The sequence below is a fragment of the Streptomyces sp. NA02950 genome (assembly GCF_013364155.1).
Lineage (GTDB): Bacteria > Actinomycetota > Actinomycetes > Streptomycetales > Streptomycetaceae > Streptomyces.
The window spans coordinates 7,759,624-7,784,121 of sequence record NZ_CP054916.1 but is presented as its reverse complement, the minus strand read 5'-3'; the positions used below and the strand labels follow the sequence as shown (position 1 = coordinate 7,784,121).

Genomic DNA, 24,498 nt, shown 5'->3' with positions numbered 1-24,498 from the left:
GCCGCCCCTCGGGACGGCCGGCCGACCGTTTCTCGCGGCGGACCGGCGGCAGCCCGCGCACTCCGCGAGGGGCGGCCCCGGCTCTGGTTGAGTGCGACGCTTGCAGCAGTCCGGGCAACCGGCCCGGACGAGCCGTCGATATCGCCTCCACCACCAGGACGCCGGCGGAGTCGCTCACCCGCTCACTCCGCGTTCGCGCATGCCCGGGCTCACGTCATGGGCATGCATTCGGGCAGGGTGAGGGCCGAATGGGCCGGTCGTCCCTCCGCGGAGGGCATGGCGCTGAGATGGCGCAGCATGTCGTTGCGCTGCTCCAGGGCCCGAGCGGTGATCGGGAAGAGTGTGGCATCGCCCTCGCCGACCTGCTCCTGGTTCACGGTCACGAACTCACGGGTGTTGTGTTCGTAGGCAGCGAAGCCCGCGGCGTGGTCCCGGTCGGCCAGGGAACCGGCGAGCATGTACGCGCCGACGAGCGCGAGGCTGGAGCCCTGTCCGGTGAGGAACGAGGGCGCGTAGGCGGCGTCGCCCACCAGCGCGACCCTGCCCCTGGACCAGCGGGGCATGCGGATCTGGCCGACCCCGTCGAAGAACAGGTCATCCGCGTCGCGCATGGCGGCGAGCATGCCCGGGACCTGCCATCCCGCGTCGGCGAAGGCCGCGGCGACCAGGTCCCGTTGGGCTGTCGGGTTCCGGAACGCTTCGAACGGCGGTTCCGGGTGGGCGAAGTTCAGGAAGGCGTGCACGTCGTCGTTGTCCCCCACGGCGTAGAGTGCCGCGGCCCTGCCCGGGGCGTTCCACATCATGGTCTCGTGGGAGAGCCCGAAGGTGTTGCGCATGGTGAACCCGGCGAAGCAGTAGCCGAGGTACCGGTGGAACTGCTCTTCGGGGCCGAACAGGAACTCGCGGGTACGTGAGTGCAGACCGTCCGCACCGAACACCATGTCGAACGTACGCCTGCCGCCCCCGCGGAAGGTGACGTCGACCCCGTGACCGGACGACTGGTCGAGGGCATCGATGGAGTCGTTGAACAAGAACTCCACGTCGTCACGGACCGCCGTGTAGAGAGCGCCGGTCAGGTCCCCGCGCCGCACCTCCAGGTCCCGTCCCGCGACACCGCCGGTGAGGGTGTACGGGTTGACCGAGGCCACCTCGCCGCCGTCCCCGTCGAGGAAGGTCAGCCGACGCAGGTCGATGTGCGCGTCCCGCAGTCGCGGCAGGATTCCCATCCTCCGGACGACCTCGAGCGCGGTGCCGCGGACGTCGATGGGGTAGCCACCGTCACGAAGTGCGCCCGCCTTCTCGACCACCGTGACCGCGCATCCGTAGCGGTTCAGCCAGAACGCGAGGGCGGGCCCCGCGATGCCGGCCCCGGATATCAGGACCTTGCGTCTCAACAGACCGTCGCGGATCATTCCTTGACTCCTTTGCTCATGGTGCGGGCGACGAGCAGGGACAGCGCCGTGACGGCGCCGGCTATGACGAGGCCGGTGACGAAGGCCGATTCGGCCGGGACATCCGACCCGGAAGGGGTCGCGGCCGTGAGGAGCGCACCACCGATCTGCGCCCCCACGGCGTAGCCGAGCACGCGAGTCACCAGGACCAGGCTGGTGGCGATGCCGGTGTCACCTCGATCGACGGAAGTGGCGGTGCTGGTCACCATCGCCGTGACGCACAGGCCGTTGGCGAGCGAGATCATCACCTTGCCGATGACGAGGTGCCAGATCTCGGTGTGCACCGCCGCCACGGCGATCAGGGCGGTGGCCATGAGGAAGATTCCGGCGGTGACCACGGCGCGCGAGCCGTAACGCCGCGCCCCGATCCCGCTGATCGGTCCGGCCAGCGACGCGGCCACCGCGCCGGGCAGCAGGAAGAAGCCGATCTCGGTGGCGCTGGCCCCGAATCCGTACTCGTCGGCGGGCACCGCGAACAGCTGCGGGACGAGATAGACCGCCACCGAGGTACCGACGCAGATCACGAACGTCAGCACACACGGCTTCCACATCGCGGGCCGTGTCAGCATGCGCAGATCGACCATCGGCGAGGCCGCACGACGCTCAACGGCGATCCATCCGGTCACGAAGGCGGCCAGCACCACGATGAGGGCCCCGAGCACGAGTGGCTGCGAGCCGATGTCGGGCGCCAGCGCGAGCACGAGCACGAGCGTGACCAGCGTCCCGCTCAAGAGAACCAGGCCGGGCCAGTCGACCCCGGCGTCGTCCGGCCGACGTGGCGGATCATGCGGCATCAGCCTGTTCACAAGCATGGTGGACCCGCTGACCGCGAACGTCGGCAGTGCGAACATCCAGTGCCGGGACAGCCCTTCCGCCACGGGCCCGGCCGACAGCGTTCCCGCCATCCCGCCCCCGACGAACAACCCGCTGACCACCCCGATGGCCACCTTCGACTCTCCCGCGGAGAGGTGTTCGCGCACCAGGATGAACGACAGGGGCAGCGCACCCACCATCGCCCCCTGCAGTACCTGGCCGAGCAGCAGCACGGGCAGGTTCGGCGCCAGGGCGGACACCAGGCCACCGGCCGAGACCATCACCATCAGCCGGATCAGAATCCGTTTCCCGCCGTAGCGGTCGCCCAACTTTCCCGCGACCGGTGTGACGAGCGCGCCGGTGATGAGGAGCACGATGCTGAGTAACGCTCCTTCGGCGGGACTCATATCCAGCTCGCGTTGCAGGAGCGGGAGCGTCGGCGTCACCACCGACTCCAAGGCACCGGTGGCGACTGCCAGTATGCCGAGGGCCCCGACAGCGGCCTTACCGATGCGGAGCGGGGGCACCAGGGTTGCGGTCATGGAGGTCCCTAAGAATGTTGGCGGTCCGGGAGGACCGGGTGTGGCTGATGGTGGGTTGCCGTTCGTGGCTCGAAAGGAATGGCCGCCCGGTCCTCCGGGACGCTCCGACCACTGATTGAGAACTGCGGTCATCGCTGGTTAGGGACCTGTTGGCGGAGTGTTCCTCGGACCACGAAAGGTGCTGGTCACGGTGGAACGGAGCAACGAGTTTGAGCACGTCTCACACGCGGATATGGGTCGGCATCGACGCCGGCAAGGGGCATCACTGGGCGGTGGCGGTCGACGCCGACGGCGAGACACTTTTCTCGACGAAGGTGATCAACGACGAGTCGCAGATTCTCGCCCTCATCGACACCGCCCGTGAGCGGGCCGATGAAGTGCGGTGGGCGGTGGATATCTCCGGCAGGGCCTCCACCCTGCTGCTGGCCCTGCTGATTGCCCACGGCCAGCAGGTGGTCTACGTGCCCGGCCGGACGGTCAACCGTATGTCCGGCGCCTACCGTGGGGAGGGCAAGACCGACGCCAAGGACGCCCGTGTCATCGCCGACCAGGCCCGCATGCGCCCGAAGGACTTCGCCCCGCTGAACACACCCCCGGAGCTGGTCACCACCCTCCAGGTGCTCACCAACTACCGGGCCGACCTGATCGCCGACCGGGTGAGACTGATCAACCGGCTCCGCGACCTGCTGGTCGGGATCTGTCCCGCGCTGGAACGGGCCTTCGACTACTCCGCGGCCAAGGGGCCCATCGTCATGCTGACCGAGTACCAGACCCCGGCAGCCCTCCGCCGGATCGGCGTCAAGCGGCTGACGACCTGGCTGGAACGCCGCAAGGTCCGAAGCGCCGACACCGTGGCCACCAAGGCGGTGGAGGCCGCCCAGTCCCAGATGACCGTGCTGCCCGGCGAGAAACGGGCTGCCAAGCTGGTCTGCGACCTCGCCCACCAGCTGCTGACGCTGGACGAGCGGATCAAGGACAACGACCGGGAGATCCGCGAAACCTTCCGCGACGACGACCGCGCCGAGGTCATCGAGTCCATGCCCGGCATGGGGCCCATCCTCGGCGCCGAGTTCGTCGCCATCGTCGGGGACCTGTCGGGCTACCGCGATGCCGGCCGACTTGCCTCCCACGCCGGCCTGGCCCCGGTCGCGCGGGACTCCGGCCGCCGCAGCGGCAACTATCACCGGCCCAAGCGCTACAACCGGCGCCTGCGACACATCTTCTACCTGGCCGCGCAGACCGCGATGATGCGGCCCGGTCCGTCCAGGGACTACTACCTCAAGAAACGATCCGAGGGCCTGCTGCATACCCAGGCCCTGCTCGCACTCGCCCGCCGCCGGGTCGACGTGCTGTGGGCGATGCTGCGTGACAAAAGGCCGTTCACCCCCGCCCCACCGGTCACGCAGGCGGCTTGACACGATCATTGAGATTCCTTTCCGTCATTGCCGGGCACGTAAGAGGTCGGCCGTACGCGTAGCGCTGCCGCTGTGCCGGGCCCGGCGCAAGCACGGCGGCCCGTCACGCGGGGCGCGGTGTGCGTGGTGCTTCGTGGACAGGTCCGAGGTCCTCCGGCGGGGTGAACTCGGGGGAAGCGGTACCCGAGGTGGCGCATGCACGGCTCCCCGGGCGGAGCGGGTGTACGAGTGCGGCACCCGCCGAGCCCCATTATTACACTACACCGTGCAGTGTAGAACAGTTAGGATGTGCCCATGCCGACCACGAAGACACTGCGCGAGGGATCCACGCGGAAGCGGGCCGCCATCCTCTCGGCGGCCCGGGAACTGTTCCTCGCAGACGGCTTCGACCGGTCCAGCGTCGACGCGGTCGCCGCCCGGGCCGAGGTATCCAAGCGGACGGTCTACGACTACTTCGGCGACAAGCAGACGCTGCTGCAAGCAGTCGTCGACGCCATCGGCCAGTCACTGATCACCACGATCCGGCACACCCTCGACGACACCCTCACCGACCTCACCGAGGTCGCCGAGCTCGAGGACGCCCTGGTCACCTTCTCGATGCGCATCGCGACCGACATGCTCGGCTCGGCGGAGTACGCCACGCTGCAACGACTGGTCCGGGCGGAATCCGGCCACCTGCCGCACCGGGGCTACAACTCCATGGCCGACACCCCCGACGAGGCACTTGCCGAGCGGTTCGCCGCCCTCGCCGCGGCCGGGCTGCTCGACGTCCCCGACCCCCGACTCGCGGCCGACCAGTTCATCGCGCTGACCTTCGGCGTCGCGCTGGACAGGCTCGGTTCCGCGAATGCCGCGGAGGACACCCGCGTCCGGCCACTCGTCGTCGAGGGAGTGCGGACCTTTCTCCGGGCATACCGGACCATGTAGGGCTGGGCAGCACGAAAGAACAGGGCGCCGACCGGCACCTCGGCACCTCTGCGTGTTCGTTCGTCGGCAGATGGCGCCACCCCCGTCTGGTGCGCCCGGCAGAGCGGTCCTTCGCCTTCCACATGATCCACATCCTGGTCATGCGCATCGACACCGCCGCTGCCCTCGCAGCGACGACCGCCGCCTTCCTCGTCTCCCTCGGCCTGGCATGGACGCTCTACGTGATCGTGGAACAGCGGTGCAGGCACTGGATCCTCCGGGACATCCAACGCCCGAGACGACTGCGCCTCCCCCTTCCCGCGGAGCACTGACAGTGCTCTCTTCCTCCGTGTTCGCGAGGAGGTTGAGGGAGACCCAACCGTGGTCGGCCGGGACCCCGAGCGCGACCAGGACGACGGTTGCAAGGCACGGGGGCAGGCGCGCAACACCGTGCGCTGCGATCCTGCCTGGCCCGGGAGAACCCGTCCGGGGGTACCGCAATCCGTACCCGGACGGGCGCGCGGCTCTATGTCTTCACCGCCATCGAGCAGCCACCCGGCGAGTCCGGACCCTCGGCGCCGCGGCACATCCCACCGCACCCTGGGTCGTGCGGCTCGGGCGCAACCTCGTCGTACACGGTCGCACGGGAGATCCCGAGCAGCCGTCGCGCCGCGCGGCCGCCGTGCACCTCGGCGGTCGTGAGATGCACGTGGTCGCCGTCGAGGACCTCCGCGACGACACGCCGCTGGAACGTCATACGCCAACCGCGCCCTCGCGGTCGCTCCAGCACAGCCCCCGTACGCCTTTGGGCTTTTGAGTTCTTGTTGCCAGGGGTGCTCTGCGTGTTCTCGTAGCGGTGCGGTCTGCGGTGCGCGACCATACGGACGCCGACACAGGCACAATCTTCGGCGGCATGCGCGAGAAAGGATTCGGCGGCCACCACCCCCACGTGGCCTGCCGCGGGACTGGCAATTGCGCCGGCGGGCGCCATGACGGCCTGCGAGCGCGGGCTTGCAGTGCTCGACACCAGAAAAGAAAACAACGTCAAGAGTAGGCAAACAGCACAAGGAAACACCGAGACAGGAAGAAGGACGGACGTGTCCGCCAGCGAAAGCGAGAACCCGGCAATCCCCTCCCCGGTACCCACGCCGACTCGCCCAAAAACGAACCGGGACTGGTGGCCGAATCAACTGGACCTTCAGGTTCTCCACCAGCACTCGCCCCTGTCCAATCCGATGGGCGAGGACTTCAACTACGCGGAAGAGTTCACGACCCTCGACCTCGAGGCGCTGAAGCAGGACGTCTTCGAGTTGATGACGACGTCGCAGGACTGGTGGCCTGCTGACTACGGCCACTACGGGCCGCTCTTCATCCGGATGAGTTGGCATGCCGCGGGAACGTACCGTGTCGCTGATGGCCGCGGCGGTGGCGGTTCCGGCGCTCAGCGCTTTGCCCCCCTCAACAGCTGGCCGGACAACGCAAGCCTCGACAAGGCGCGCCGCTTGCTCTGGCCGGTCAAGCAGAAGTACGGCCGGAAAATCTCATGGGCCGACCTTCTGGTCTTCGCCGGCAACTGTGCCATGGAGTCGATGGGATTCAAGACGTTCGGGTTCGGCTTCGGGCGAGAGGACATCTGGGAACCCGAGGAAATCTTCTGGGGGCCCGAGGACACATGGCTCGGAGACGAGCGCTACAGCGGCGACAGACAACTCGCCGGTCCCTTCGGTGCCGTGCAGATGGGACTGATCTACGTCAATCCGGAGGGGCCCAACGGCAACCCGGATCCGATGGCTGCCGCCAGAGACATTCGCGAGACGTTCGGGCGTATGGCGATGAATGACGAGGAGACGGTTGCGCTCATCGTCGGCGGCCACACGTTCGGCAAGTGTCACGGTGCGGTCGATCCCCAATACATCGGCCCGGAACCCGAGGCCAGCCCCATCGAGCAGCAGGGCCTCGGCTGGAGGAACACCCACGGCAGCGGAAAAGGCTCGGACGCGCTCACCAGTGGGCTTGAGGGCGCATGGACCTCCGAGCCAACGAAGTGGGACAACGGGTACCTGGACAACCTGTTCAGGTACGACTGGGAGCTGACGACGAGCCCCGCCGGAGCGAAGCAGTGGACTCCCACGGATCCCTCGGCCAAGGACACCGTGCCTGATGCTCACGATCCGTCGAAGAGGCATGCTCCCATGATGCTGACGACGGACCTGTCGCTGAAGATGGATCCCATCTACGGGCCGATCACGAAGAGCTTCCACGAGAACCCGGACAAGCTCGCGGTAGCGTTCGCCAAGGCGTGGTACAAGCTGCTGCACCGCGACATGGGACCCCTCTCGCGTTACCTCGGCCCGTGGATTCCCGAGCCTCAGCTGTGGCAGGACCCCGTCCCCGAGGTCGATCACGAACTCGTCACGGACGAGGACATCGCCGCCCTGAAGGGCAGGATCCTCGCCTCGGCCCTGTCCGTCTCCCAGCTGGTCACCACGGCTTGGGCGTCGGCGGCGAGCTTCCGCGGCACCGACAAGCGTGGCGGGGCCAACGGGGCACGGATTCGCCTCGCGCCGCTAAGGAACTGGGAGGTCAACGATCTGCCCGAGGTAGCTGAGGTACTGCAGACCCTCGAGCAGATCCAGCAGGACTTCAACCGCTCACAGGTCGACGGAACGAAGGTTTCCCTCGCTGACCTGATCGTCCTGGGCGGGTGCGCGGCCGTCGAGCAAGCCGCGAAGAACGCCGGGCACGACATCACAGTCCCGTTCGCACCGGGGCGCACGGACGCCTCGCAGGAGCAAACAGACGTGGAGTCGTTCGCCGTGCTCGAACCCAGGGCCGATGCGTTCCGCAACTACCTCCGGGCGGGCGAGAAGCTGTCGCCGGAGACTCTCCTCCTGGACCGCGCCAACCTGTTGACGGTCACCGCTCCCGAGATGACGGTTCTGATCGGCGGCATGCGGGCCCTGAACACCGGCTTCGGGGGATCCCCACACGGTGTCCTCACTCATCGGCCGGAGACATTGACCAACGACTTCTTCGTCAACCTGCTCGACATGGGCACGGAGTGGCAGGCGTCGACTTCGGACGAGAACGTGTTCGAAGGTCGGGATGGCGCCACGGGCGAGGTCAAGTGGACCGCCACCGCCGTAGACCTCATCTTCGGCTCGCACTCCCAGCTCCGAGCCATCTCGGAGGTCTACGCGTCCGAGGACGCGGGAGAGAAGTTCGCACGTGACTTCGTGGCAGCGTGGGACAAGGTGATGAACCTCGATCGGTTCGACCTCCGCTGAGCCCGAGACCCCGGTCGGCCGCTCATCGGCCGACCGGGACATCCTCCGGATCGGCAGCGCAGCGATGAGGGTTCGTGGTCTCGCTGAGTCCGCCACGTTACCTGTCGGCGCCTCCGCGGCCCAGATCCGGATCCGGGTGTGCGGGCCGGATCCGGGTGTGCGGCTCGCCCAGGATCCGTACCGCTCGGGCACATCCCGCCAGGCCACCCCGGCCCGGGACTTCCACACGGTCCGGTTCAACACCGTCAGGTCGTCCAGCCGAGTCCGCCCCATCGACGTCCGGGGGCAGCAGCGGCCGCACGAAGTCCCCTCGGCGTCAGTCAGTTCCCGGCGGCGTATCACCCGACCATGATCCACCAACCGAGATCACATTGACGACAGACCCCAGGGCGGTTGAGACAAGGCCGCACGGGCTGCGTATCGCCTCACAACGACACAGCGAAGCCGGGTCCGCGACACGACATTCCACGGACGTGGGTTGAGGAGGACTGCAGGTGGGATTCAACGACACCGAACCTCAGCGAGCTCACAGTCCGGGTTCCGGTCTCGCGCAAGAGATATGGGACTCATTCCAAGCCGTGCTGGACGCCTTGGACGCCGCACGCGCCGACCTCTACGCAGTCGACGAGCAGCAGCACCGGCCTGGGTCCCCACCGCCGTCCTGGCAACACCCCGGCCAACCGGCCACGGACGCAGGCCTGGCCGGAGCGAGCCCACTTGAGTCCTCGCCTCCGGCTCCGCCCCCTCCCCGCCTGGAGCAGCCGGCAGGGCCTGGGCCCGAGTGCCTTGATCCGGATCCTCCGCACGACGTCGAGCCGCACAGCGTGGAGCCGCTGTGGATGCGCGACAGGCATCTGGAGCCGGTTCCGCCCCCGTCAGTGGGAACCGCACCGCTCGTGGGAAGGCCGCCCACGGTGAGCGATGCAGGCCTGACGTACGGCGCGCCGCCGCGGACCTCGCTTCCTGCACGGGAGGCCGGGCGCGGCACCACCGGCCCACACCCGCACCCGCACCCGCACCCGCACCCGCACCCGCACCTCAAATGGTCGGCCGCACCCGGGCGGCCGGCCCCGCCGTCGGAGCAAATCCTCACTCCGTCCCCGGACGAGGCATCGCCCCCAGCACCAGCCCGCACGCACGCGAGGAAGAGAGACCGAGGATGGCGGCGCTTCACGGGCCGCCGGACCACTCGTGTCGCGGGAGTCTTCGGACTGGGCGCTGTGAGCGGACTGATCCTCGCCTCTTCTCCGCTGGTCAGAGACAACCCGGCACCGGCGGCCCCGTCCGTTCCCTCCGAGCGGCCGGACCGGCCACCGCCGCCCGACAGCCCCGCTCCCCCGCTCCCCGAGGTCCCGGGCACGGGCGTGCTGCGCCAGGGCGACACGGGCCATGGGGTGTACGAACTGCAGGTCCGTCTGCTCCAAATCCCGGACATGTACGTCGGCGGCGCGATCGATGGCCGCTACGACGACGAGGTCCGAGCGGCCGTGGCCAGATTCCAGCAGTGGTACGGCGTCCGCGGTGACGAAACGGGCGTCTACGGCGACAACACACGCCACGCACTCATGCTGCGCACCAAGTAACTGACCCACTGTCACGCCCTCGGCCGGTCCGGAGGACTCGAGGGTCCGTCGTCAACCGGCCGCCCATGAGCCCTGTGTCGTATCCCCCAGTTTTGGCAGGCGGAAGACGGTGCGCGATCGTCGTCGCAGGTGGTCGACGGACGGCACGTGGGAGAGCATCCCGCGGGCCGTCCAGTCCGGCGCCGACGCGGAAGGCCGATCGACTGGAGCATGGTCGGCGTCGACTCCACGACCTGCCGCGCTCATCAGCACGCGGCCGGCGCCTCTACTCGTACCCACCGAGGAACACCGCCCGGCCGGCGGCGAGCTCACGGACAGACAGCTCGTTGTCCGGGTCGCGCATCTCCCGGTGCGGTACGTTCTCGCGCACGGCCGGCGACGGCGTCCGCGAGGCCCGCGGCCAGGTCTCCGTGGTCTGTAGAGTGCGGAAATGACAAGAAGCGAGCGGCTCGCGGAGCAGTTGGACCGGCACTGGCGCAAGAACCTGCGGCCGCGGCTGGACGGTCTTGGCGATGACGAGTACTTCTGGGAGCCGGTGCGCGGCTGCTGGAGCATCCGCCCACGTGGCAGGTCGGCCGCACCGATGTCGGCAGGTTCGGGGGAGTGGACGATGGACTTCGCGTCCCCTGACCCGGTGCCGGCGCCGGTGACCACGATTGCCTGGCGGCTGGCGCACATCATCGTCTCGTGCCTGGGCTATCGGGTCGGATGGCACTTCGGCGGCCAGGACGTCGACTCCCAGACGTTCGCCTACGCGGGGACCGCTGACGAGGCGCTCCATCAGCTCGATGAGATGTACGGGAGATGGAACGCGGGGGTCCGCGAACTCTCGGACGCCGAGCTGGAGAATCCGCCCGCGGTGGGTCCCGAGCGGATTCCCATGGAGGTCATCGTCCAGCACGTCAACAAGGAGCTGATCCATCACGGCGCCGAGATTTCCCTGCTGCGCGACCTCTACCGCTGGCAGGACGGAGCCGTACCGCGCCGAATATGACTTTTCGGTAATCGGCGATCGAGCTACGGACCTGCAGGTAGAAGGCCCTGGCGGTGGAGCGGTCGATGCCCCTGGTCAACGGGGAGCCGTCGTACTCCACCGCTCACACCGCAGGCAACGAGACGGTGTTCGTCATACGTCAACAGGTCGCGTCACCCCCGTCCATCATCCCGTCCTTCGCGTTCGACCGCTGCGGACTGATCCTTCCAGACCAGCCGCACGCCCCATCGGCCACCCCCTAGCGCGGTGATGGATCAGCGTTGCAGCCACTCGTCGAGAAGCGTGGCTTCAGCCTTGCTGAGACTGGGCAGTTCGGGCAGGAGGGTGCGGAAGGCCGCAACGACGGCCGCCGGGTCCTGGGTGGGGACAGCGGGCTGATCTACGAGGATGGCGCGAGCGACCGCGTCGAAGGCGGCGTCGGCCAGGTGCGGGTCGCTTTGCTCCGGTGGCAGGGTCAGCAGGGTGTGGACGGTTCCGGTCCCCGCCGAGCGGATGAGGTTGACGGCGCGTTCCTCACTCACCCGAAGCCGCCCGGCGGCGGCGATTCTGTGCACACGCTCGGCAAGGATCAGCACACCCTTGACCTGTGCCGGAGTGTCGCGTGCGCGGGCCGGGTCGAGCAGCAGGCCGTAGACGTACGGGTTGGCCAGGCCGAAGCTGATCTGCGTGTTCCATCCGGCGCGGAGGTCTTCTACCGGGTCGTCCGAGGGCGCGGTGGTCTGCTTGCTCGCCACATGTTGGGCGAAGACGTGCTCCGCGGCAGCATCCAGCAGGTCGTCCTTGTCCTGGAAGAAGCGGTAAAGAGCAGGGGGCTGCAACCCGGCCTCGTCGGCCACACGGCGCGTGGTCACCGCGGCCGGCCCTTGGTCGCGCAGCAGGCCGGCCGCAGCCTTCACGATGCGGTCCCGGGTGATGTCTCGCCGCTGCGTGTTCGATGCCATGGAGACGATGGTATCGCCTCTGCCTGACAGGCGATGTTATCGCCGTTATTTCCGATCCACTGCTGAGCGATCTGCCCGAAGCTGCCGGCAAACGAGGCCGATCACCCGCATGAGCACCTACGGCGCATCCCTTGAGTACCAACGGTTCATCCAATGGCATTATCAATGATACCGTCATTTCTGTTCCATTGGAAAGACCGCCAGATGGGAGTCACCAATGCTGATCGTCACGGGAGCCACCGGCCGCCTCGGAGCGCTGATCGTCGACCGCCTGCTGGAGCGGGTACCGGCCGACAGGATCGGCGTCAGCGTGCGCGACGTGAGCAAGGCTGCCGACCTCGCCGAGCGCGGCGTCCGAGTCCGGGCGGGAGACTTCACCGAACCCGACAGCCTGAAGCACGCCTTCGAAGGCGCCGAGCGCGTCCTGGTCGTCTCCGCGGCCATTCGGGGTGGCGGTGCGTTGACCGCCAACAGCACCGCCATCGACGCGGCGCGGGAAGCGGGTGCCCAACGCATCCTGTACACCAGCCACCAAGCCGCCTCCCCCACATCGTGCTTCCCCCCACAGAAGGTCCACGCGGCCACCGAGGAACACCTCAAGCAGCAAGGAGTCCCCTACACCGCCCTTCGCAACGGCTTCTATGCCTCCACCTTGGGTTCCTACATCGGCGCGGCGCTGGAGACCGGCACGCTCGCCGTGCCGCAGGACGGCCCGATGTCCTGGACGGCCCACGAGGACCTGGCAGAAGCCGCCGCCATCGCTCTGACCGAAGAGGGAGCACTCGAAGGGATCACACCGCCGCTGACAGCCCCCCACACGCTGGACTTCGCCGACGTTGCCGACATCCTCAGCCGCATCACCGGCCGGACCATCACCCGAGTCGTCATGGACGACAACGAGTGGACTTCCGCCGCAGTCGCCGGCGGGATGCCGCGGCCGGCTGCGGAGTTCTCTTTGACGATGTTCACCGCATCGCGCAAGGGCGAGTTCAACGTCACCGATCCCACGCTGGAAGCCACCATCGGCCACCCCGCGAACACCGTCCACGAGGTCCTGGAGGCCGTCGTACGCTCCCGGTAACCCGACCCGCCCTTGGCCCCCTGGCGGGTCGACACCTTCGCGGCAGGACCCGCCAGGGGGCGCAGGCCGATCAGTCGACGCGCAGGAAGTCGCAGGCGTTGATCCCTCGGGCGGTCAGGAACTCGCGCCACGCCGGGCCTCTCCGGCGTGGGGCTGGGTCGATGCCCGCCACCGTGAGGATCTCCCAGACCGTTGTCGAGCCGGCCAAGTGTCCGAGTCGGACTTCCGGGCGATCGGCCCGCGGCGCCATGCGAGCAGCGTCACGCGCGTCACCGGGAACACGCTCGCCCACCGGCACCGGGGGATCAGCGACGACAGCGCAGCGAACCACAGCCGATCCGCCGGCTCGTACCGCACAGGCCTCGTGCGCTGCCCGCGCAGCACCGCGTTCTCGTGTCGCGGCACAAGCAGTTCCGCGTCTTTGGCCGCATCCCATCATTCCAGCGGCCTGACCACACCACTCCCACCCGCGGCGCATCCATCTGGGCCGGCCCCGGTGCGCGCGCCGAGCTGCGGCTGCACGCTAAGCGTATGGCCGGGTACTGCGCGTCGTCGTCCAGCCGCCCTCACCTACCCCGTCAACGATGTCGAGCACCAACGCGTCGCCGGCAGGCACCGTGGCCGAGACGACGGGCGTCATCATGGCTGGGGCGGGCGGCGATGGGGTCGTCACTCGCGACGGGGTGTGCGACCGCTCGGCTTGCCCGGCTCCAGGACCGCCATGACCACATCGCGGTGGATGCCGCGGATGTGTGCCTCCACGAGATCGCCGGTCCGCTGGGGTTGGTGGTCGACGATGGCGTCGTAGATGGCGTGGTGCTCCGCGCGCAGCCGTGCGGCCACCGCTTCCCAATCGGAGAGTTTGTGGAACGCCGTGAGCAGGGTGTGCCGCACGGCGCTGCGGACGGCGATGGTCATGTCGGCCATCAGCCGGTTGCCCCCCGCCTCGGCGATGGCCACGTGGAATGCGGTGTCGTGATCGTTGAACTCCTCGCGGGGCAGGCCGGCCTCGTCCATGCGGGCGAGTGGAGCACGTATCCGGGCGAGATCGTCTTCCGTGGCGCGCTCCGCGGCGAGCCGGGCGCTCGACCGCTCCAGCGTGGCGCGAGCCTCGACGACGTCCATGAGCGGGAAGTTCGCCAGTGCCATGTGAAACCGGAGCAGCTGGCTGAGACCGTCGCTCGGCATGGCGGAGATCACGCTGCCGGAGGCGGGTCCCGTGCCGACCCGGGACCTGACGACGCCTTGTGCTTCCAGGACGCGCAGGGCCTCGCGGACGGCGGCCCGGCTCACTCCCAGGAGTTCGACGAGCTCGCGCTCCGGTGGCAGCCGGTCGCCGACGCGCAGGTTGCCCGCCAGAATCTGCTCCTCGATCCGGGCGAGGACGAGTTCGAAGGTCCTGGAGCGCGGCACCGGCTCCCAGGCCGCGGTCATATCAGCCATCGGGCCCGCTCCCCCTGCGTCGATTGCGTTACCCGGCGTTATCCCATCCTTCGGCTCATATCTGATCCTACTCGTCGGGAGACCTAGCTTTGGTCTGACCATAGAAAATCATGGCCGTAACCCCTGGACAGCCAGTCGTCACCGTGCCTAGCGTGGAGAAAACCAAAGCATGGTCTGACCAAACGCATTCTGAGGGTCCCATGTACCTCCCCGATCTCTCTCCCGTCGCCGACAGCCTCGCGCTCTCGTCGCTGGTCGCCGCCCTGCCGCTGCTCACTCTCTTTCTCCTCCTCGGCGGGGTCCGGCTGAAGGCCCACTGGGCCGGTCTCGCATCTCTGACCGTGGCGATCGTCATCGCCGTGGCCGCGTACGGGATGCCCACGCGTCTCACACTGCTGTCCGCGAGCCAGGGAGCGGCCTTCGGGCTCTTCCCGATCATGTGGATCGTCGTGACCGCCATCTGGCTCTATCAGCTGACGGTGGTCAGCGGCCGTTTTGAGGATCTGCGCCGGGCTTTCGGCCTGATCAGCGACGATCCGCGGATCCAGGCAATGATCATCGCCTTCTGCTTCGGCGGCTTGCTCGAAGCTCTGGCGGGGTTCGGCGCCCCGGTGGCGATCACCGGCGTCATGCTCATGGCGCTGGGCTTCGCCCCCGTACGCGCGGCGATCACCGTGTTGGTGGCCAACACCGCCCCTGTGGCGTTCGGTGCGATCGCGATCCCGATCATCACGGCCGGGGACCTCACCAAGATCCCGTACACCGAGATCGGTGCCCATGTCGGCCGCCAGACCCCCCTGCTCGCGCTCTTCGTGCCGCTTCTGCTGACCGCGCTCGTCGACGGCCGCCGCGGCATGCGCCAGACCTGGCCGGCCGCGCTGGTCTGTGGCGTGGTCTTCGCCCTGGCCCAGTTCATCAGCTCCAACTACATCTCCGTGGAGCTCACCGACATCATCGCCTCCCTCGCGGGCCTGGCCGCGCTGGTGCTCCTCCTCCGCGTGTGGCAGCCGCAGGGCGGTGAGCGGTCCCGAGCCGATCTGAGGGCAGAGGCCCAGGCCGAACACCTGCCGGGAGAGAGCGGCCCTGGACGGACCGGCACGCGCGGCAGGCCCGGCGCACCCGGGGCCCCCGGAGCGGGAACGGGCAGCAGGCCCTCGGACACCTCCGGCCCCACCGGCCCGGCCATGCCCGCCCGCCCCGCCCCGCGGCGCCCAGTGCCGGAGCAGGAGGAGAGGGAGGGCAGCGGCAGCCGCGTGCTCATGGCCTTCCTGCCCTACCTCATCGTGATCGCGGTGTTCTCGATGGCGAAGCTGTGGACGCCCGTCAAGGAGTTCCTCGCGGGGACGGACCTCAAGGCCGGCTGGCCAGGGCTCGACGGACAGGTGCTCACCGCGGCGGGCAAGGCGTCGGCCACCACCGTCTACACCTTCCCGTGGCTCTCCTCCCCCGGCACCCTGCTCCTGCTGTCCGGATTGCTGGTGGCCGCCGTCTACCGGATCAGCCCGGCGGTCACGGCCCGCGAGTTCGCGGCGACGGTGGTCAAGCTGCGCTGGGCACTGGTCACGGTCGCCTCCGTCCTCGCCCTCGCCTATGTGATGAACCTGTCGGGACAGACCATCACCATCGGCACTTGGATCGCCGGTACGGGGGCCGCATTCGCCTTCCTGTCACCGACCCTGGGCTGGCTGGGAACAGCGGTCACCGGCTCCGACACCTCGGCCAACGCCCTGTTCGCCACCCTCCAGCAGACCGCCGCGAACAAGGCGGGGCTCGACCCGACACTGCTCGTCGCGGCCAACACCTCCGGTGGCGTCGTCGGCAAGATGATCAGCCCGCAGAACCTCACGATCGCCGCCACCGCGGTCGGCCTCGTCGGCCGGGAGTCCAAGCTCTTCCGGGGAGCGATCAAGTGGAGTCTGCTGCTCCTGCTGGCCATGGGCGTGCTGGTCTTCCTCCAGTCCAACGTCCTCGCCTGGATGCTCCCGTGAACGCCACCGCGCCGCCGCCGCGCTCCCGAGAAGCCATGGCTATCGCCCTGTTCTTCACCTGCTTCAACGACGGCCTCTTCCCCGAGACCGCCGAGACCGGCCGTGCCACGGTGCGGCGGCCGGAGCGGCTGGGCTGCCGGGTGGAGGCCGACACCGGCACGCTGGTCCTCGACGGGGGGACGGGGCAGGGGCGGCGGGCCCTCACCCTGGTGCCCGACCACCACCTGTGCGTGGTGCGTGCCGAGCAGGTCGTCGCCTCCGTGCCGGAGGCGCCGGCCCGGCTGGATCCGGCCCAGCCGCTGACCTTCATCTCAGGCCCGTCGGCGACCAGTGACATCGAACTCGACCGGGTCGAAGGGGTACACGGGCCGCGCACGCCGAAGGCCCTCGTCGTCTGTGATCCACTCACCCATCCCCCGTCCCTCCTTTCTGCCACGCATTCCTCAATGGAGTCATGATGTTCACCCTGCACCGAGACACGCGCCGCCGGGCCGCGCCGCCTCAATGCCCGGTGCGACCCGCGGACAAGCCCTTCGCCCTCGCGTGCCTCACGCTGCCCGCCGAGGAGCGGGCGGTCTCCCAGGCGCGGAAATTCACCACGGTGGAACTGACGGCCTGGCGGATCACCGAGGAGGTGGCCGACGCGGCCCGGCTCGTCGTCACGGAGTTCGTCACCAACACGGTCCGGCACAGTGGCTCCACGGAGGTCCGCCTACGGCTGACCCGCTCCCGTTCCACGGTGTGGATCGAGGTCTACGACAGCGGACTGTGGCAGCCCCCGGCCGCCTCTTCGGGCCCGGACGACGACCTCGCGGAGAGCGGCCGGGGGTTCCACCTGGTGGACGCCGTGTCCCGGCGCTGCGGAGTGCACCGCTCACCGTCCGGGACCTGCGCCTGGGCGATGCTGCCGGAATCACCGTCGCACGGTGGGCGAGAGATGCCCGCCGCCTCCTTATCCGCCCGTGCGGACCGGGCGGTACGCCAAGTGCCTTCCCTGAGGTTCACGGCCCGGACCGCCATGAGGCGGCCGGCACCACGGAGGGATGGCACAACCCATGCCGACTGACCACGCCTGCCGGACCGCCGCCGAACTCGCCGCCCGGAGCCTCGCCCCCCTCGCGGCCTCGCCGGGAACCACCCACCACGGCCGACGCGCGGACGGTGCGGAGGGCTTGTCCGCGGGCATCGCGGCCCTGCTGGCGGTCCTGGACGGGCTGTGGGCCGGCCTGACGGGCGAGCTGAGCGAGTGGCACGCGGGGCTCGGCGACAGGATCCACGGCGCCCTCGGGTTTCCCGCAGCCGGAACCGAGGGGCTTCGGCCGGCGCGGCAACCCAGCGGTTGGCAGGGACTGACCCTGATACAGGTCAGGGCGCAGGAGGTGCTCACCGCCCTGGTCAGCCGACCGCACGGGGGCAGGGCCCTGCCGAGCGAACTGGCCCGGCATCTCGATCTGGTGGAGGACGTCCTGGCCGGAGCGCTGCGCCGCACGGCCGTCTCGGAGGGCACGGCGGTGCGGTGTGCCACAGGGCTCGCGGCAGCCGCCGGTTCGCTGTTCGGCCTGAGCCCCTCCCCACCTCCGCGGACCGCTCCACACCACTCCGAGCCGCCGCATCCCGCTCGCCCGGCCCCACCCGTCCAGGAGCGGCGGCCCCCGGTCTGGTGGGACGGCCTGCCGTGAGGTTCTCGGTTTTTGACGACGCCGACGGTACGAGCGGCAGCCGACCACAGCCGGGAGCTCATGGAGCAACGGGTCGTAGAGGCCACCGTCAGAGAAAGCCTTTGGTGGGGGGCCGGCTGCGGCGAGGACCCTACGGGGTTCCATCACTCGGCCGTGTCTCTTGACCAGCACGGATCGAAAAGCTGCGCAACCACAGGCTGGTCACCCCCCGGCACGCTCCTGCGGTGGCACCGCCGCCAGCGAGAACGAGCCGGTCCAGTTCTGGCTGTTCTGGCTGTCCGACCCGCCCTCCGACACCCCGCTGACCACCCTGGTCCGGCTCGCCAAGCTCCGCTGGCGCATCGAGCACGACTACCGGGAGATGAAGCAGGCTTTGGGTCTGGCCCACTTCGAGGGCCGCACCTGGGGCGGATGGCACCAGCACATCACCCTCGTCTCCGTCGCGCACGCCTTCTGCACCCTGCAGCGACTGGCCCGGGCCCCAAAAGACACGGCGTCGGCCCGAGCCTCTACCAGGTCCGCAGCCACGGCGGCAGCGTTCGTCGTGTTGTAGCCACTCCCCGCACGACCAGAGCCCGGCCGGTACCGGGGAGCCGGGCTCTGTGCAGAAGCTCAATGCGGCAGGCACACGGTCAGCGAGTACAGGCTGGTGACCTGCGCGGGCTTCTGGTTGTCGTCGCTGAGCAGCAGCAGCCGCAACCGGCCCCCAGGGGCGGAGGAGGATGAGAGATCCGGCTTACTCAGGAGCCTTGTGCCCGCCGCTCGATGCGCTCCACCAGGTCAGCCGCCATCTCCTTGATGATCTCCAGCCCTTGTTCACCCCAGGGATGCGGGTCCTGGTTCACCACACAGATCGTGCCCAGCGCCATGCCCGTGCTGTCGATCAGCGGAGCGCCCAGGTAGGAGTGGATCCCGATGGCATCGACCACGTGATTCCCGGCGAAGCGTGGATAGTCGCGGACGTCCTCCAGCGCCAGAGCCTTACGCCGCCTGACCACATGGGGGCAGAAACCGATGTCGAAGTCACGAGGCATCACCCGGCCGGGCACGGGGTCCTCGAGAAGGGGGGACTCAAGGTTCACTGTGGTGTCGGAGGCCGCGCTGTACAGGCCCGCGAAGTACTGACGGTTCACGTCGACGAAGAAGTTGACCCCCGCGTAGCACCCCCCGACGCGCTGCGCGAGTTCACGCGCGAACTCGTCGTACTCCGGAACAACCCTGTCCTCGATCCCCAGTTCCCGCAGCCGGCGTGTCCGGGCCTCTGCCTCGGGGTCCTCCGGAGGGAGAAGCAGATGACGCACGGCGATCGCTATCTCCCCTCCGAAGGGAGTCTTGTACACCGTCTCAGCCATGGGAACTCCTTGAAGTGATCAGATCCTCGACGAGGGAAAGCAAAACCCGAATACCGGAGCTGGACAGGCGAGCGTCACACGCGACCACCGGCACCTCGGGTTTGAGATCCAGTGCCGCCCGCACCTGTTCCGGCTGATAGCGGTGCGCCCCGTCGAACTCGTTGACCGCGACGACGAAGTTGATGCCACGCGCTTCGAAGAAGTCAACCGCCGCGAAACTGTGCTCCAGCCGACGGGTGTCGGCGAGCACGACCGCACCGAGCGCACCGGCCGACATCTCGTCCCACATGAACCAGAAACGCTCCTGACCGGGCGTGCCGAACAGATAGAGCACGTGGTGGGGGCTGATGGTGATCCGGCCGAAGTCCATCGCGACCGTGGTGGTGGCCTTGTTCTCCACCCCCTCCAGCCTGTCCGTGGCAGCACTGACCTCGGTCAGCAGCTCTTCCGTGCTGAGCGGGTCGATCTCGCTCACCGCTCCGACGAAGGTGGTCTTGCCCACCCCGAAACCCCCGGCGACCAGAACCTTGATCCCCATCGGAAGGGAGCCGGCGCCGGGTGCCTCAGAGTCGCTTGAGGAGCCCATCCCGCAACGCCTCCAATAGATCTAGATCGGGGGGAGAGTACGACCCCCGTGTTTCCGTGTTGAAGCGTCGTGTCACGACCGCCCCACGCTCCACCAAGTCGGAGAGCAGCACCTTGATCACCGTTGCGGGCATGCGCGTGTGCCCTGAGATCTCGGCCACCGTGACCGGCGTCCGGCACAGGTCGAGCACCTGTGCGTGGTCCAGTCCGAGATGGGTCCGCAGCGCGGTGTCCGTGGCCACTACCATGGTCATCAAGTCGAACGCGCACGTGGGTTCGGTGCGTCCGTCACTGACGGTGTACGGCCGAACCAGCCGCCCCAGGGCATCATCGAGCAATGGCCTATGCGGATCGTCCGGGCCATCCGGCATCTCTCACTGCCCCACCGACTGGCGGGGAGCGGCCCCCAGGTGGCGGCGGACGCTCTTCACCATCCTGGTCATCTCGTAGCCCAACACCGGCACATCCGCCTCGCGCCCGGTGAGCACTGCCAACAGCGCGCCCTGCCCGGCCGCGGAGACAAAAAGCAGCGTGCTGCTGAGCTCGGTCACGATCTGCCGTACTTCATCGCCGTCGTCGAATCGCTTGCCGGCACTGCGCGCCAGGGAGTAGAGCCCGCTGGCGAGGGCCGCCAGATGATCCGCCGCGTCTGTGTCCAGACCGTCCGAGGCCATCACCAGACCGTCCGAGGACAACAGCAGTGCGCTCCGCGTATGCGGTACGCGCTGCACAAGGCCGCTCAACAGCCACGAGAGATCTTCACTCACCACGATCGCCCACTTCTCTCCTCCATCATGTGGAACTGCTAGGGGGCCAGGTCCGGTCGGTTCTCCCCGCCATGGGACGGGGAGGTGTCGGGTTCCCTGGAGTCCTCGGCCAGACGGACACCGCTCTGGAACGCGGCCATCAGGCCGGGATCGTGATCGACTTCCTTGGGCGCCGCGGCAGTGTGGGGGGACTGCCGCAATTCCGGGGAGAGGTGTTCCTGGCGGCGCCGCCTGGGCAGCACGGGGGGCTCGTCTCCGGACGCGGGGGCCGCCGCCACCGGGGCGAGCGGTGATTCGGCCGCCGGGGCGGGCACCGGGCGCCGCTCGACGGGCGTATCCGGCGCAGGTGCTTGCTGCACCGGGTCGTCGGCGCGTCCGTGATCGGCGGCGGGAGTGACGTCCGACAGTGGTTTCTGGGATTCCGCCACATCGGGGCCCTGGCCCAGCAGTTCGTGCGGCAGCACGACCACCGCCTGAGTACCGCCATAGACATTGCTCTGGAGCCGTACGACGATGCCGTGCCGCCGGGCCAGCGCGGAGACCACGTACAGGCCGATCCGGCCGTCCTGGAGCAGCTCGCCCAGTGCGATCCCCTCAGGGGCAGCGAGCAGGGCATTCATCTGGTCCCGCTCAGTGGAGGTCATGCCCAGACCGCGGTCCTCGACCTCGATCGCCAGCCCGGCGGTGACGTGCTCGGCACGCAGCAGCACCTGGGTCTGGGGGCGGGAGAACACCGTGGCGTTCTCCACCAGCTCCGCCAGCAGGTGGACCACGTCAACGACCGCGCGCCCGCTCACCGTCCCCTCCACCGGGGGCACCATCTTGACCCGCGAGTACTGCTCGATCTCGGCAGTCGCGGAACGCATCACATCGGCCATGCTGACCGGCCGGGTCCACTGGCGGTAGGAGACAGCGCCGCCGAGCACGGCGAGATTCTCGGCGTATCGACGGATACGGGTGGCCACGTGGTCCACATGGAACAGGCCCTTGAGCAGATCCGGGTTCTCGACCTCGTTCTCCAGGTCGTCCAGCAGCCCGATCTCGCGGTGCACGAGAGACTCCAGCCTCCGGGCCAGATTGGCGAAGACCTCGAAGTGCTCCCCGCCAGGCTCCCGTGGCCCGAGCTCCGCCACGGTCTCCTCGGCAACGCGCTGGGCGGATGCGCTCTCGTGCCCCAGTCGGTCCGGCGCCTCACCGGTCCGCTCGGGCAGCGGGCCGGGCTGCTGCTTGCGCTGATCCTCCATCAGCTGTCGGCCACGCTCCATCTGCTGTCGCAGCCGCGCCAACTCGGCCTGGCCGCGTGCCGCGGACGAGCTGAGCTCGCTATGGCGGCGTACCACGGCCCGCGCCTTCCCGGTGGCGATGAACGCCGCACCCGAGAGGATTCCGCAGATGATGAGCAGCGTGCCATTGAACAGACCCCAGAACGCGGCCTTGTCGACGTAGCCCACGCTTGTGGTGAACAGGAGAGCAGCGGCCGCGGCTCCGGTGATCGTGACCAGTACGGCAGGCAATACCGCCAACAGCACCATCTGGCGCCCGACTGCCATGCCACGCCCGCCCGTAGTGTCCGGGACATGCCACACTTGGGAGCCGGCGGACGCCCTCTCCTGGTGGGCATGAGCGGGCAACATCAAAGGTTCCTGCATCAGAGTCCCTGGTTGCATATCGGCCAGCTGGCCGAAAAGTGTAGGGCGCACGTTACCCCGAACGGCACCTCACGTCACGGGCGGGTCCACGGGATGGCTCGACCGACCGCACGAACCTGAACGGCGAGGTGGATAGCGTCCAGAACGTGGACGTTCGTGCTCTCGGGGACGCACCCCTCGGGGTCCGCGAGCGCGGCGAGCAGCACCAGGCGATGTGCGAGGGTCGGCGTCTTTCGGGTCTTGCCGGCCATGGTGGGCACGACTACCGACATGCCGCATGACCCGCTCCGGTGGGGTGTCCGGCACACGCGGCCTCCTGACACCGCCGACCCCTCATCAAGGCCCAAGGCCCCCCGGCGCGCCCCCGTGACCCCCATCAGCCCTTCCAGGCAGGGAGGTTCATGCCGTGCAGATTGTGGTAGGCGGCGCGCTCCGGGGGCGTCCAGTCTTCGAGGAGTTCGTCGTCGACCTCGTAGACCTCGATGCCGATGGGGTGGCAGACCTCGACGGGATCGTGGGCGTCCGGACCCCACATCGGTACGGACAGATCGCCGCCGGGGCAGGTGGACAGCGCGCACAGCAAGTCGATTTCGGCGAAGAACTCGAAGTGGTCACCAGGCCGGGCCGGGCAGTCCTTCATGAAGTATTGGTCGTTCTCATTGAGCCCGGTGCACTGAAAGATATTGAGGACGTCGTGCACGTCGAACTCCGTCAGCCCGTAGGGCAACACCGCGCGTACCAGGTTCGAGTGGCAATGGAAGTCGAAGTCCTCACCGGTGAGCATGCGATTGACGTAGGGGTCGCAGCGGGTGCCGAGCAGGTCGTGCACCCTGCCGCCCTCGGCGTCGGTGCCGTAGTCGGCGAGCGTGTCGTCGGTGATGGTCAGCATCGGGCGCAGGAAGGGGAGGTTGGACCACAGGCGGTCGTAGGTGCTGACGTGGGCGCGCTGCAGCTGACGGGTGCGTGCCGCCCAGAGGCGTTCGCGCGGGTCGTGGCGGTTCCATACGTTGAAGTCACCGACCTGCGGCCCGTCCACGGTGACGATGCGGCACAGGTGGCCGGCGGGTACTTCCCAGGCGCGGCCCGACCGTATCGGGATGGTGAAGCCGTCGACCAGCCGTCGGCCTCCGGAACTGCCGGAAACCCGGTCGTAGAAGGCCTTGTCGACGTCGAGGGGGCCGCCGCCCTCGTTGGCCTGGTACGCGGCTTCGGTGCTGACCATCGGTGCGCTCTCTTTCCTGATGCGTCCGCCGTTTTACGGAGGGTCGAAGGGACCGGCCGGGCGACCGGCCGGCCGGGGGTGTCGGTTTCGCGACCACCGGCCTGCCTCGGCCGCCCGTTCGGCGGCAGAGACATGCCGGTCAAGGCCGTCGAGCGCCTGCTGCGGGGCGGTGAAGCTCTGCTCGGCCGCCCTGAGCTCAAGGGCGCGACGGGCGGCGTAGATGTCATGGACGTCCGCGACGTCGAGGCTTTTGACGGCAGCGCCTTTGTAGAGCTGGTGGACCGCCAGGCCTTCGTGCACCAGCAGGCGTACGGCTTCGCGCACGGCATTGCGCGATACGCCGAACTCCTCGGCGAGGGCCGCGTCACGCAACGGGCTTCCGGGAGCGAGCGCACCGGAGGTGATCGGGTCACGCAACCGGTCGGCGATCGTCCCGGCAGCGAGGTAGGGAGGCGGCGCGGCGACCTCGTTGTCTTCATCGGGCCGCCAACCGTACGGCAGACGAGGCCAGGGGCGGCGTCCCGCCCCCGCCTCGTTTGCGGTCATTACCCCAGCGGTCATTACCCCAGGGGAGAACCGCTGTTCATCCTCTGCGGCGGACAGGCGGGGTATGGAGAGTGTGGAGCGGGAGACCGGAGGTCCCATCGCCGCCTCCATGGTGGCTCAGGGCTGGGTACCCATGGACGAGCTGATGGCCGCAGCCCCCACGCCACGGTGGACGGCGGTGAAGTCGGACACCAGCAAGCGTATCCGGGTGAGTTCCATACCCACCTTTCTAGCCCAGTTCCGGCTCCGGTGCT

General features: G+C 68.7%; 23 protein-coding genes and 5 pseudogenes. 14 read left to right on the top strand and 14 right to left on the bottom strand.

The genetic code is table 11. From position 1 onward, the window contains the following. Positions 1–209: 209 nt before the first annotated feature. Both HUT19_RS33995 and HUT19_RS33990 read right to left on the bottom strand, forming a co-directional pair. Entirely contained in the window at positions 210–1,412 is a 1,203-nt protein-coding gene (locus HUT19_RS33995; protein ID WP_176184102.1) for an FAD-dependent monooxygenase, read from the bottom strand. Beyond that, positions 1,409–2,806, bottom strand: coding sequence for an MFS transporter (locus HUT19_RS33990; protein ID WP_176184101.1), 1,398 nt, complete (start codon positions 2,804–2,806; stop codon positions 1,409–1,411). Before HUT19_RS33990 ends, HUT19_RS33995 begins: the two co-directional genes overlap by 4 nt. A gap of 209 nt (positions 2,807–3,015) precedes the next feature. Between HUT19_RS33990 and HUT19_RS33985 the strand changes: the two genes are divergently transcribed. The 3 genes from HUT19_RS33985 to HUT19_RS33975 all read left to right on the top strand — a co-directional run bounded on the left by HUT19_RS33985 (position 3,016) and on the right by HUT19_RS33975 (position 5,459). Continuing rightward, positions 3,016–4,221 (top strand): IS110 family transposase, encoded by a 1,206-nt coding sequence (locus HUT19_RS33985; protein ID WP_176179363.1) that lies wholly within the window; start codon positions 3,016–3,018, stop codon positions 4,219–4,221. Between the two features lie 294 nt (positions 4,222–4,515). After that, positions 4,516–5,148, top strand: a complete 633-nt coding sequence (locus tag HUT19_RS33980) for a TetR/AcrR family transcriptional regulator (protein ID WP_176184100.1) — start codon at positions 4,516–4,518, stop codon at positions 5,146–5,148. Positions 5,149–5,237: 89 nt separating this feature from the next. Continuing rightward, positions 5,238–5,459 carry a hypothetical protein gene (locus tag HUT19_RS33975; protein ID WP_176184099.1) on the top strand — a complete coding sequence of 74 codons (222 nt, stop codon included), beginning with the start codon at positions 5,238–5,240 and terminating at the stop codon, positions 5,457–5,459. 296 nt (positions 5,460–5,755) lie between these two features. On the opposite strand, the pseudogene HUT19_RS33970 reads toward HUT19_RS33975, so the two are convergent. Then, a pseudogene (locus HUT19_RS33970) lies at positions 5,756–5,884 on the bottom strand (transcriptional repressor); the annotation flags it as partial. Between the two features lie 340 nt (positions 5,885–6,224). Between HUT19_RS33970 and katG the strand changes: the two are divergent. From katG to HUT19_RS33945, 5 genes and pseudogenes are all read left to right on the top strand, one after another. After that, positions 6,225–8,414 carry a catalase/peroxidase HPI gene (gene katG, locus HUT19_RS33965; RefSeq protein ID WP_176184098.1) on the top strand — a complete coding sequence of 730 codons (2,190 nt, stop codon included), beginning with the start codon at positions 6,225–6,227 and terminating at the stop codon, positions 8,412–8,414. 1,220 nt (positions 8,415–9,634) lie between these two features. Further along, positions 9,635–9,997: a peptidoglycan-binding protein gene (locus HUT19_RS43470; protein ID WP_368661722.1), complete on the top strand. Its 363-nt coding sequence runs from the start codon at positions 9,635–9,637 to the stop codon at positions 9,995–9,997. 79 nt (positions 9,998–10,076) lie between these two features. Then, positions 10,077–10,261, top strand: a pseudogene (locus HUT19_RS33955) (IS5/IS1182 family transposase); the annotation flags it as partial. Positions 10,262–10,427: 166 nt separating this feature from the next. Then, positions 10,428–10,991 carry a DinB family protein gene (locus HUT19_RS33950; RefSeq protein ID WP_176184096.1) on the top strand — a complete coding sequence of 188 codons (564 nt, stop codon included), beginning with the start codon at positions 10,428–10,430 and terminating at the stop codon, positions 10,989–10,991. 65 nt (positions 10,992–11,056) lie between these two features. Continuing rightward, positions 11,057–11,233, top strand: a complete 177-nt coding sequence (locus HUT19_RS33945; protein WP_176184095.1) for a hypothetical protein — start codon at positions 11,057–11,059, stop codon at positions 11,231–11,233. Between the two features lie 12 nt (positions 11,234–11,245). On the opposite strand, the gene HUT19_RS33940 is transcribed toward HUT19_RS33945, so the two are convergent. Then, positions 11,246–11,932, bottom strand: coding sequence for a TetR/AcrR family transcriptional regulator (locus HUT19_RS33940; RefSeq protein ID WP_176184094.1), 687 nt, complete (start codon positions 11,930–11,932; stop codon positions 11,246–11,248). Positions 11,933–12,149: 217 nt separating this feature from the next. On the opposite strand from HUT19_RS33940, the gene HUT19_RS33935 reads away from it, so the two are divergent. Continuing rightward, a complete protein-coding gene (locus HUT19_RS33935) occupies positions 12,150–13,013 on the top strand; it encodes an SDR family oxidoreductase (protein ID WP_176184093.1) in 864 nt (287 codons plus the stop codon). A 73-nt stretch (positions 13,014–13,086) separates the two neighbouring features. Here the strand turns inward: HUT19_RS33935 and HUT19_RS33930 are convergent. Both HUT19_RS33930 and HUT19_RS33925 read right to left on the bottom strand, forming a co-directional pair. Beyond that, positions 13,087–13,424, bottom strand: a pseudogene (locus HUT19_RS33930) (integrase); the annotation flags it as partial. A 258-nt stretch (positions 13,425–13,682) separates the two neighbouring features. Continuing rightward, positions 13,683–14,456 (bottom strand): FadR/GntR family transcriptional regulator, encoded by a 774-nt coding sequence (locus HUT19_RS33925; RefSeq protein ID WP_176184092.1) that lies wholly within the window; start codon positions 14,454–14,456, stop codon positions 13,683–13,685. Between the two features lie 200 nt (positions 14,457–14,656). On the opposite strand from HUT19_RS33925, the gene HUT19_RS33920 reads away from it, so the two are divergent. The 5 genes and pseudogenes from HUT19_RS33920 to HUT19_RS33900 all read left to right on the top strand — a co-directional run. Continuing rightward, positions 14,657–16,444, top strand: coding sequence for an L-lactate permease (locus tag HUT19_RS33920; RefSeq protein ID WP_176184091.1), 1,788 nt, complete (start codon positions 14,657–14,659; stop codon positions 16,442–16,444). 131 nt (positions 16,445–16,575) lie between these two features. After that, positions 16,576–16,902, top strand: a pseudogene (locus HUT19_RS33915) (lactate utilization protein C); the annotation flags it as partial. A 53-nt stretch (positions 16,903–16,955) separates the two neighbouring features. Then, positions 16,956–17,510: an ATP-binding protein gene (locus HUT19_RS33910; protein WP_176184090.1), complete on the top strand. Its 555-nt coding sequence runs from the start codon at positions 16,956–16,958 to the stop codon at positions 17,508–17,510. Beyond that, complete coding sequence (locus HUT19_RS33905) at positions 17,500–18,123, top strand: hypothetical protein (protein WP_176184089.1); 624 nt, start codon at positions 17,500–17,502, stop codon at positions 18,121–18,123. The genes HUT19_RS33910 and HUT19_RS33905 overlap by 11 nt, the downstream gene beginning before the upstream one ends. Before the next feature lie 268 nt (positions 18,124–18,391). After that, positions 18,392–18,676 (top strand): annotated as a pseudogene (locus HUT19_RS33900) (transposase); the annotation flags it as partial. A 187-nt stretch (positions 18,677–18,863) separates the two neighbouring features. Here the strand turns inward: HUT19_RS33900 and HUT19_RS33895 are convergent. From HUT19_RS33895 to HUT19_RS33860, 8 genes are all read right to left on the bottom strand, one after another. Then, positions 18,864–19,475 carry a GAF domain-containing protein gene (locus HUT19_RS33895; RefSeq protein WP_176184088.1) on the bottom strand — a complete coding sequence of 204 codons (612 nt, stop codon included), beginning with the start codon at positions 19,473–19,475 and terminating at the stop codon, positions 18,864–18,866. Then, a complete protein-coding gene (locus tag HUT19_RS33890) occupies positions 19,468–20,061 on the bottom strand; it encodes an ATP/GTP-binding protein (protein ID WP_176184087.1) in 594 nt (197 codons plus the stop codon). The genes HUT19_RS33895 and HUT19_RS33890 overlap by 8 nt, the downstream gene beginning before the upstream one ends. Then, the gene (locus HUT19_RS33885) at positions 20,039–20,431 is read right to left on the bottom strand and encodes a DUF742 domain-containing protein (RefSeq protein WP_176184086.1); all 393 of its coding nucleotides are present in this window, start codon (positions 20,429–20,431) and stop codon (positions 20,039–20,041) included. The genes HUT19_RS33890 and HUT19_RS33885 overlap by 23 nt, the downstream gene beginning before the upstream one ends. A 3-nt stretch (positions 20,432–20,434) precedes the next feature. Beyond that, a complete protein-coding gene (locus HUT19_RS33880; RefSeq protein WP_176184085.1) occupies positions 20,435–20,830 on the bottom strand; it encodes a roadblock/LC7 domain-containing protein in 396 nt (131 codons plus the stop codon). 35 nt (positions 20,831–20,865) lie between these two features. Further along, entirely contained in the window at positions 20,866–22,377 is a 1,512-nt protein-coding gene (locus HUT19_RS33875) for a sensor histidine kinase KdpD (RefSeq protein ID WP_254885924.1), read from the bottom strand. A 173-nt stretch (positions 22,378–22,550) separates the two neighbouring features. Beyond that, entirely contained in the window at positions 22,551–22,727 is a 177-nt protein-coding gene (locus HUT19_RS33870; RefSeq protein WP_176184084.1) for a hypothetical protein, read from the bottom strand. Between the two features lie 125 nt (positions 22,728–22,852). Then, positions 22,853–23,698, bottom strand: a complete 846-nt coding sequence (locus HUT19_RS33865; RefSeq protein ID WP_176184083.1) for an urea carboxylase-associated family protein — start codon at positions 23,696–23,698, stop codon at positions 22,853–22,855. 33 nt (positions 23,699–23,731) lie between these two features. Further along, a complete protein-coding gene (locus HUT19_RS33860; protein WP_254885923.1) occupies positions 23,732–24,244 on the bottom strand; it encodes a GntR family transcriptional regulator in 513 nt (170 codons plus the stop codon). Between the last annotated feature and the right edge of the window lie 254 nt (positions 24,245–24,498).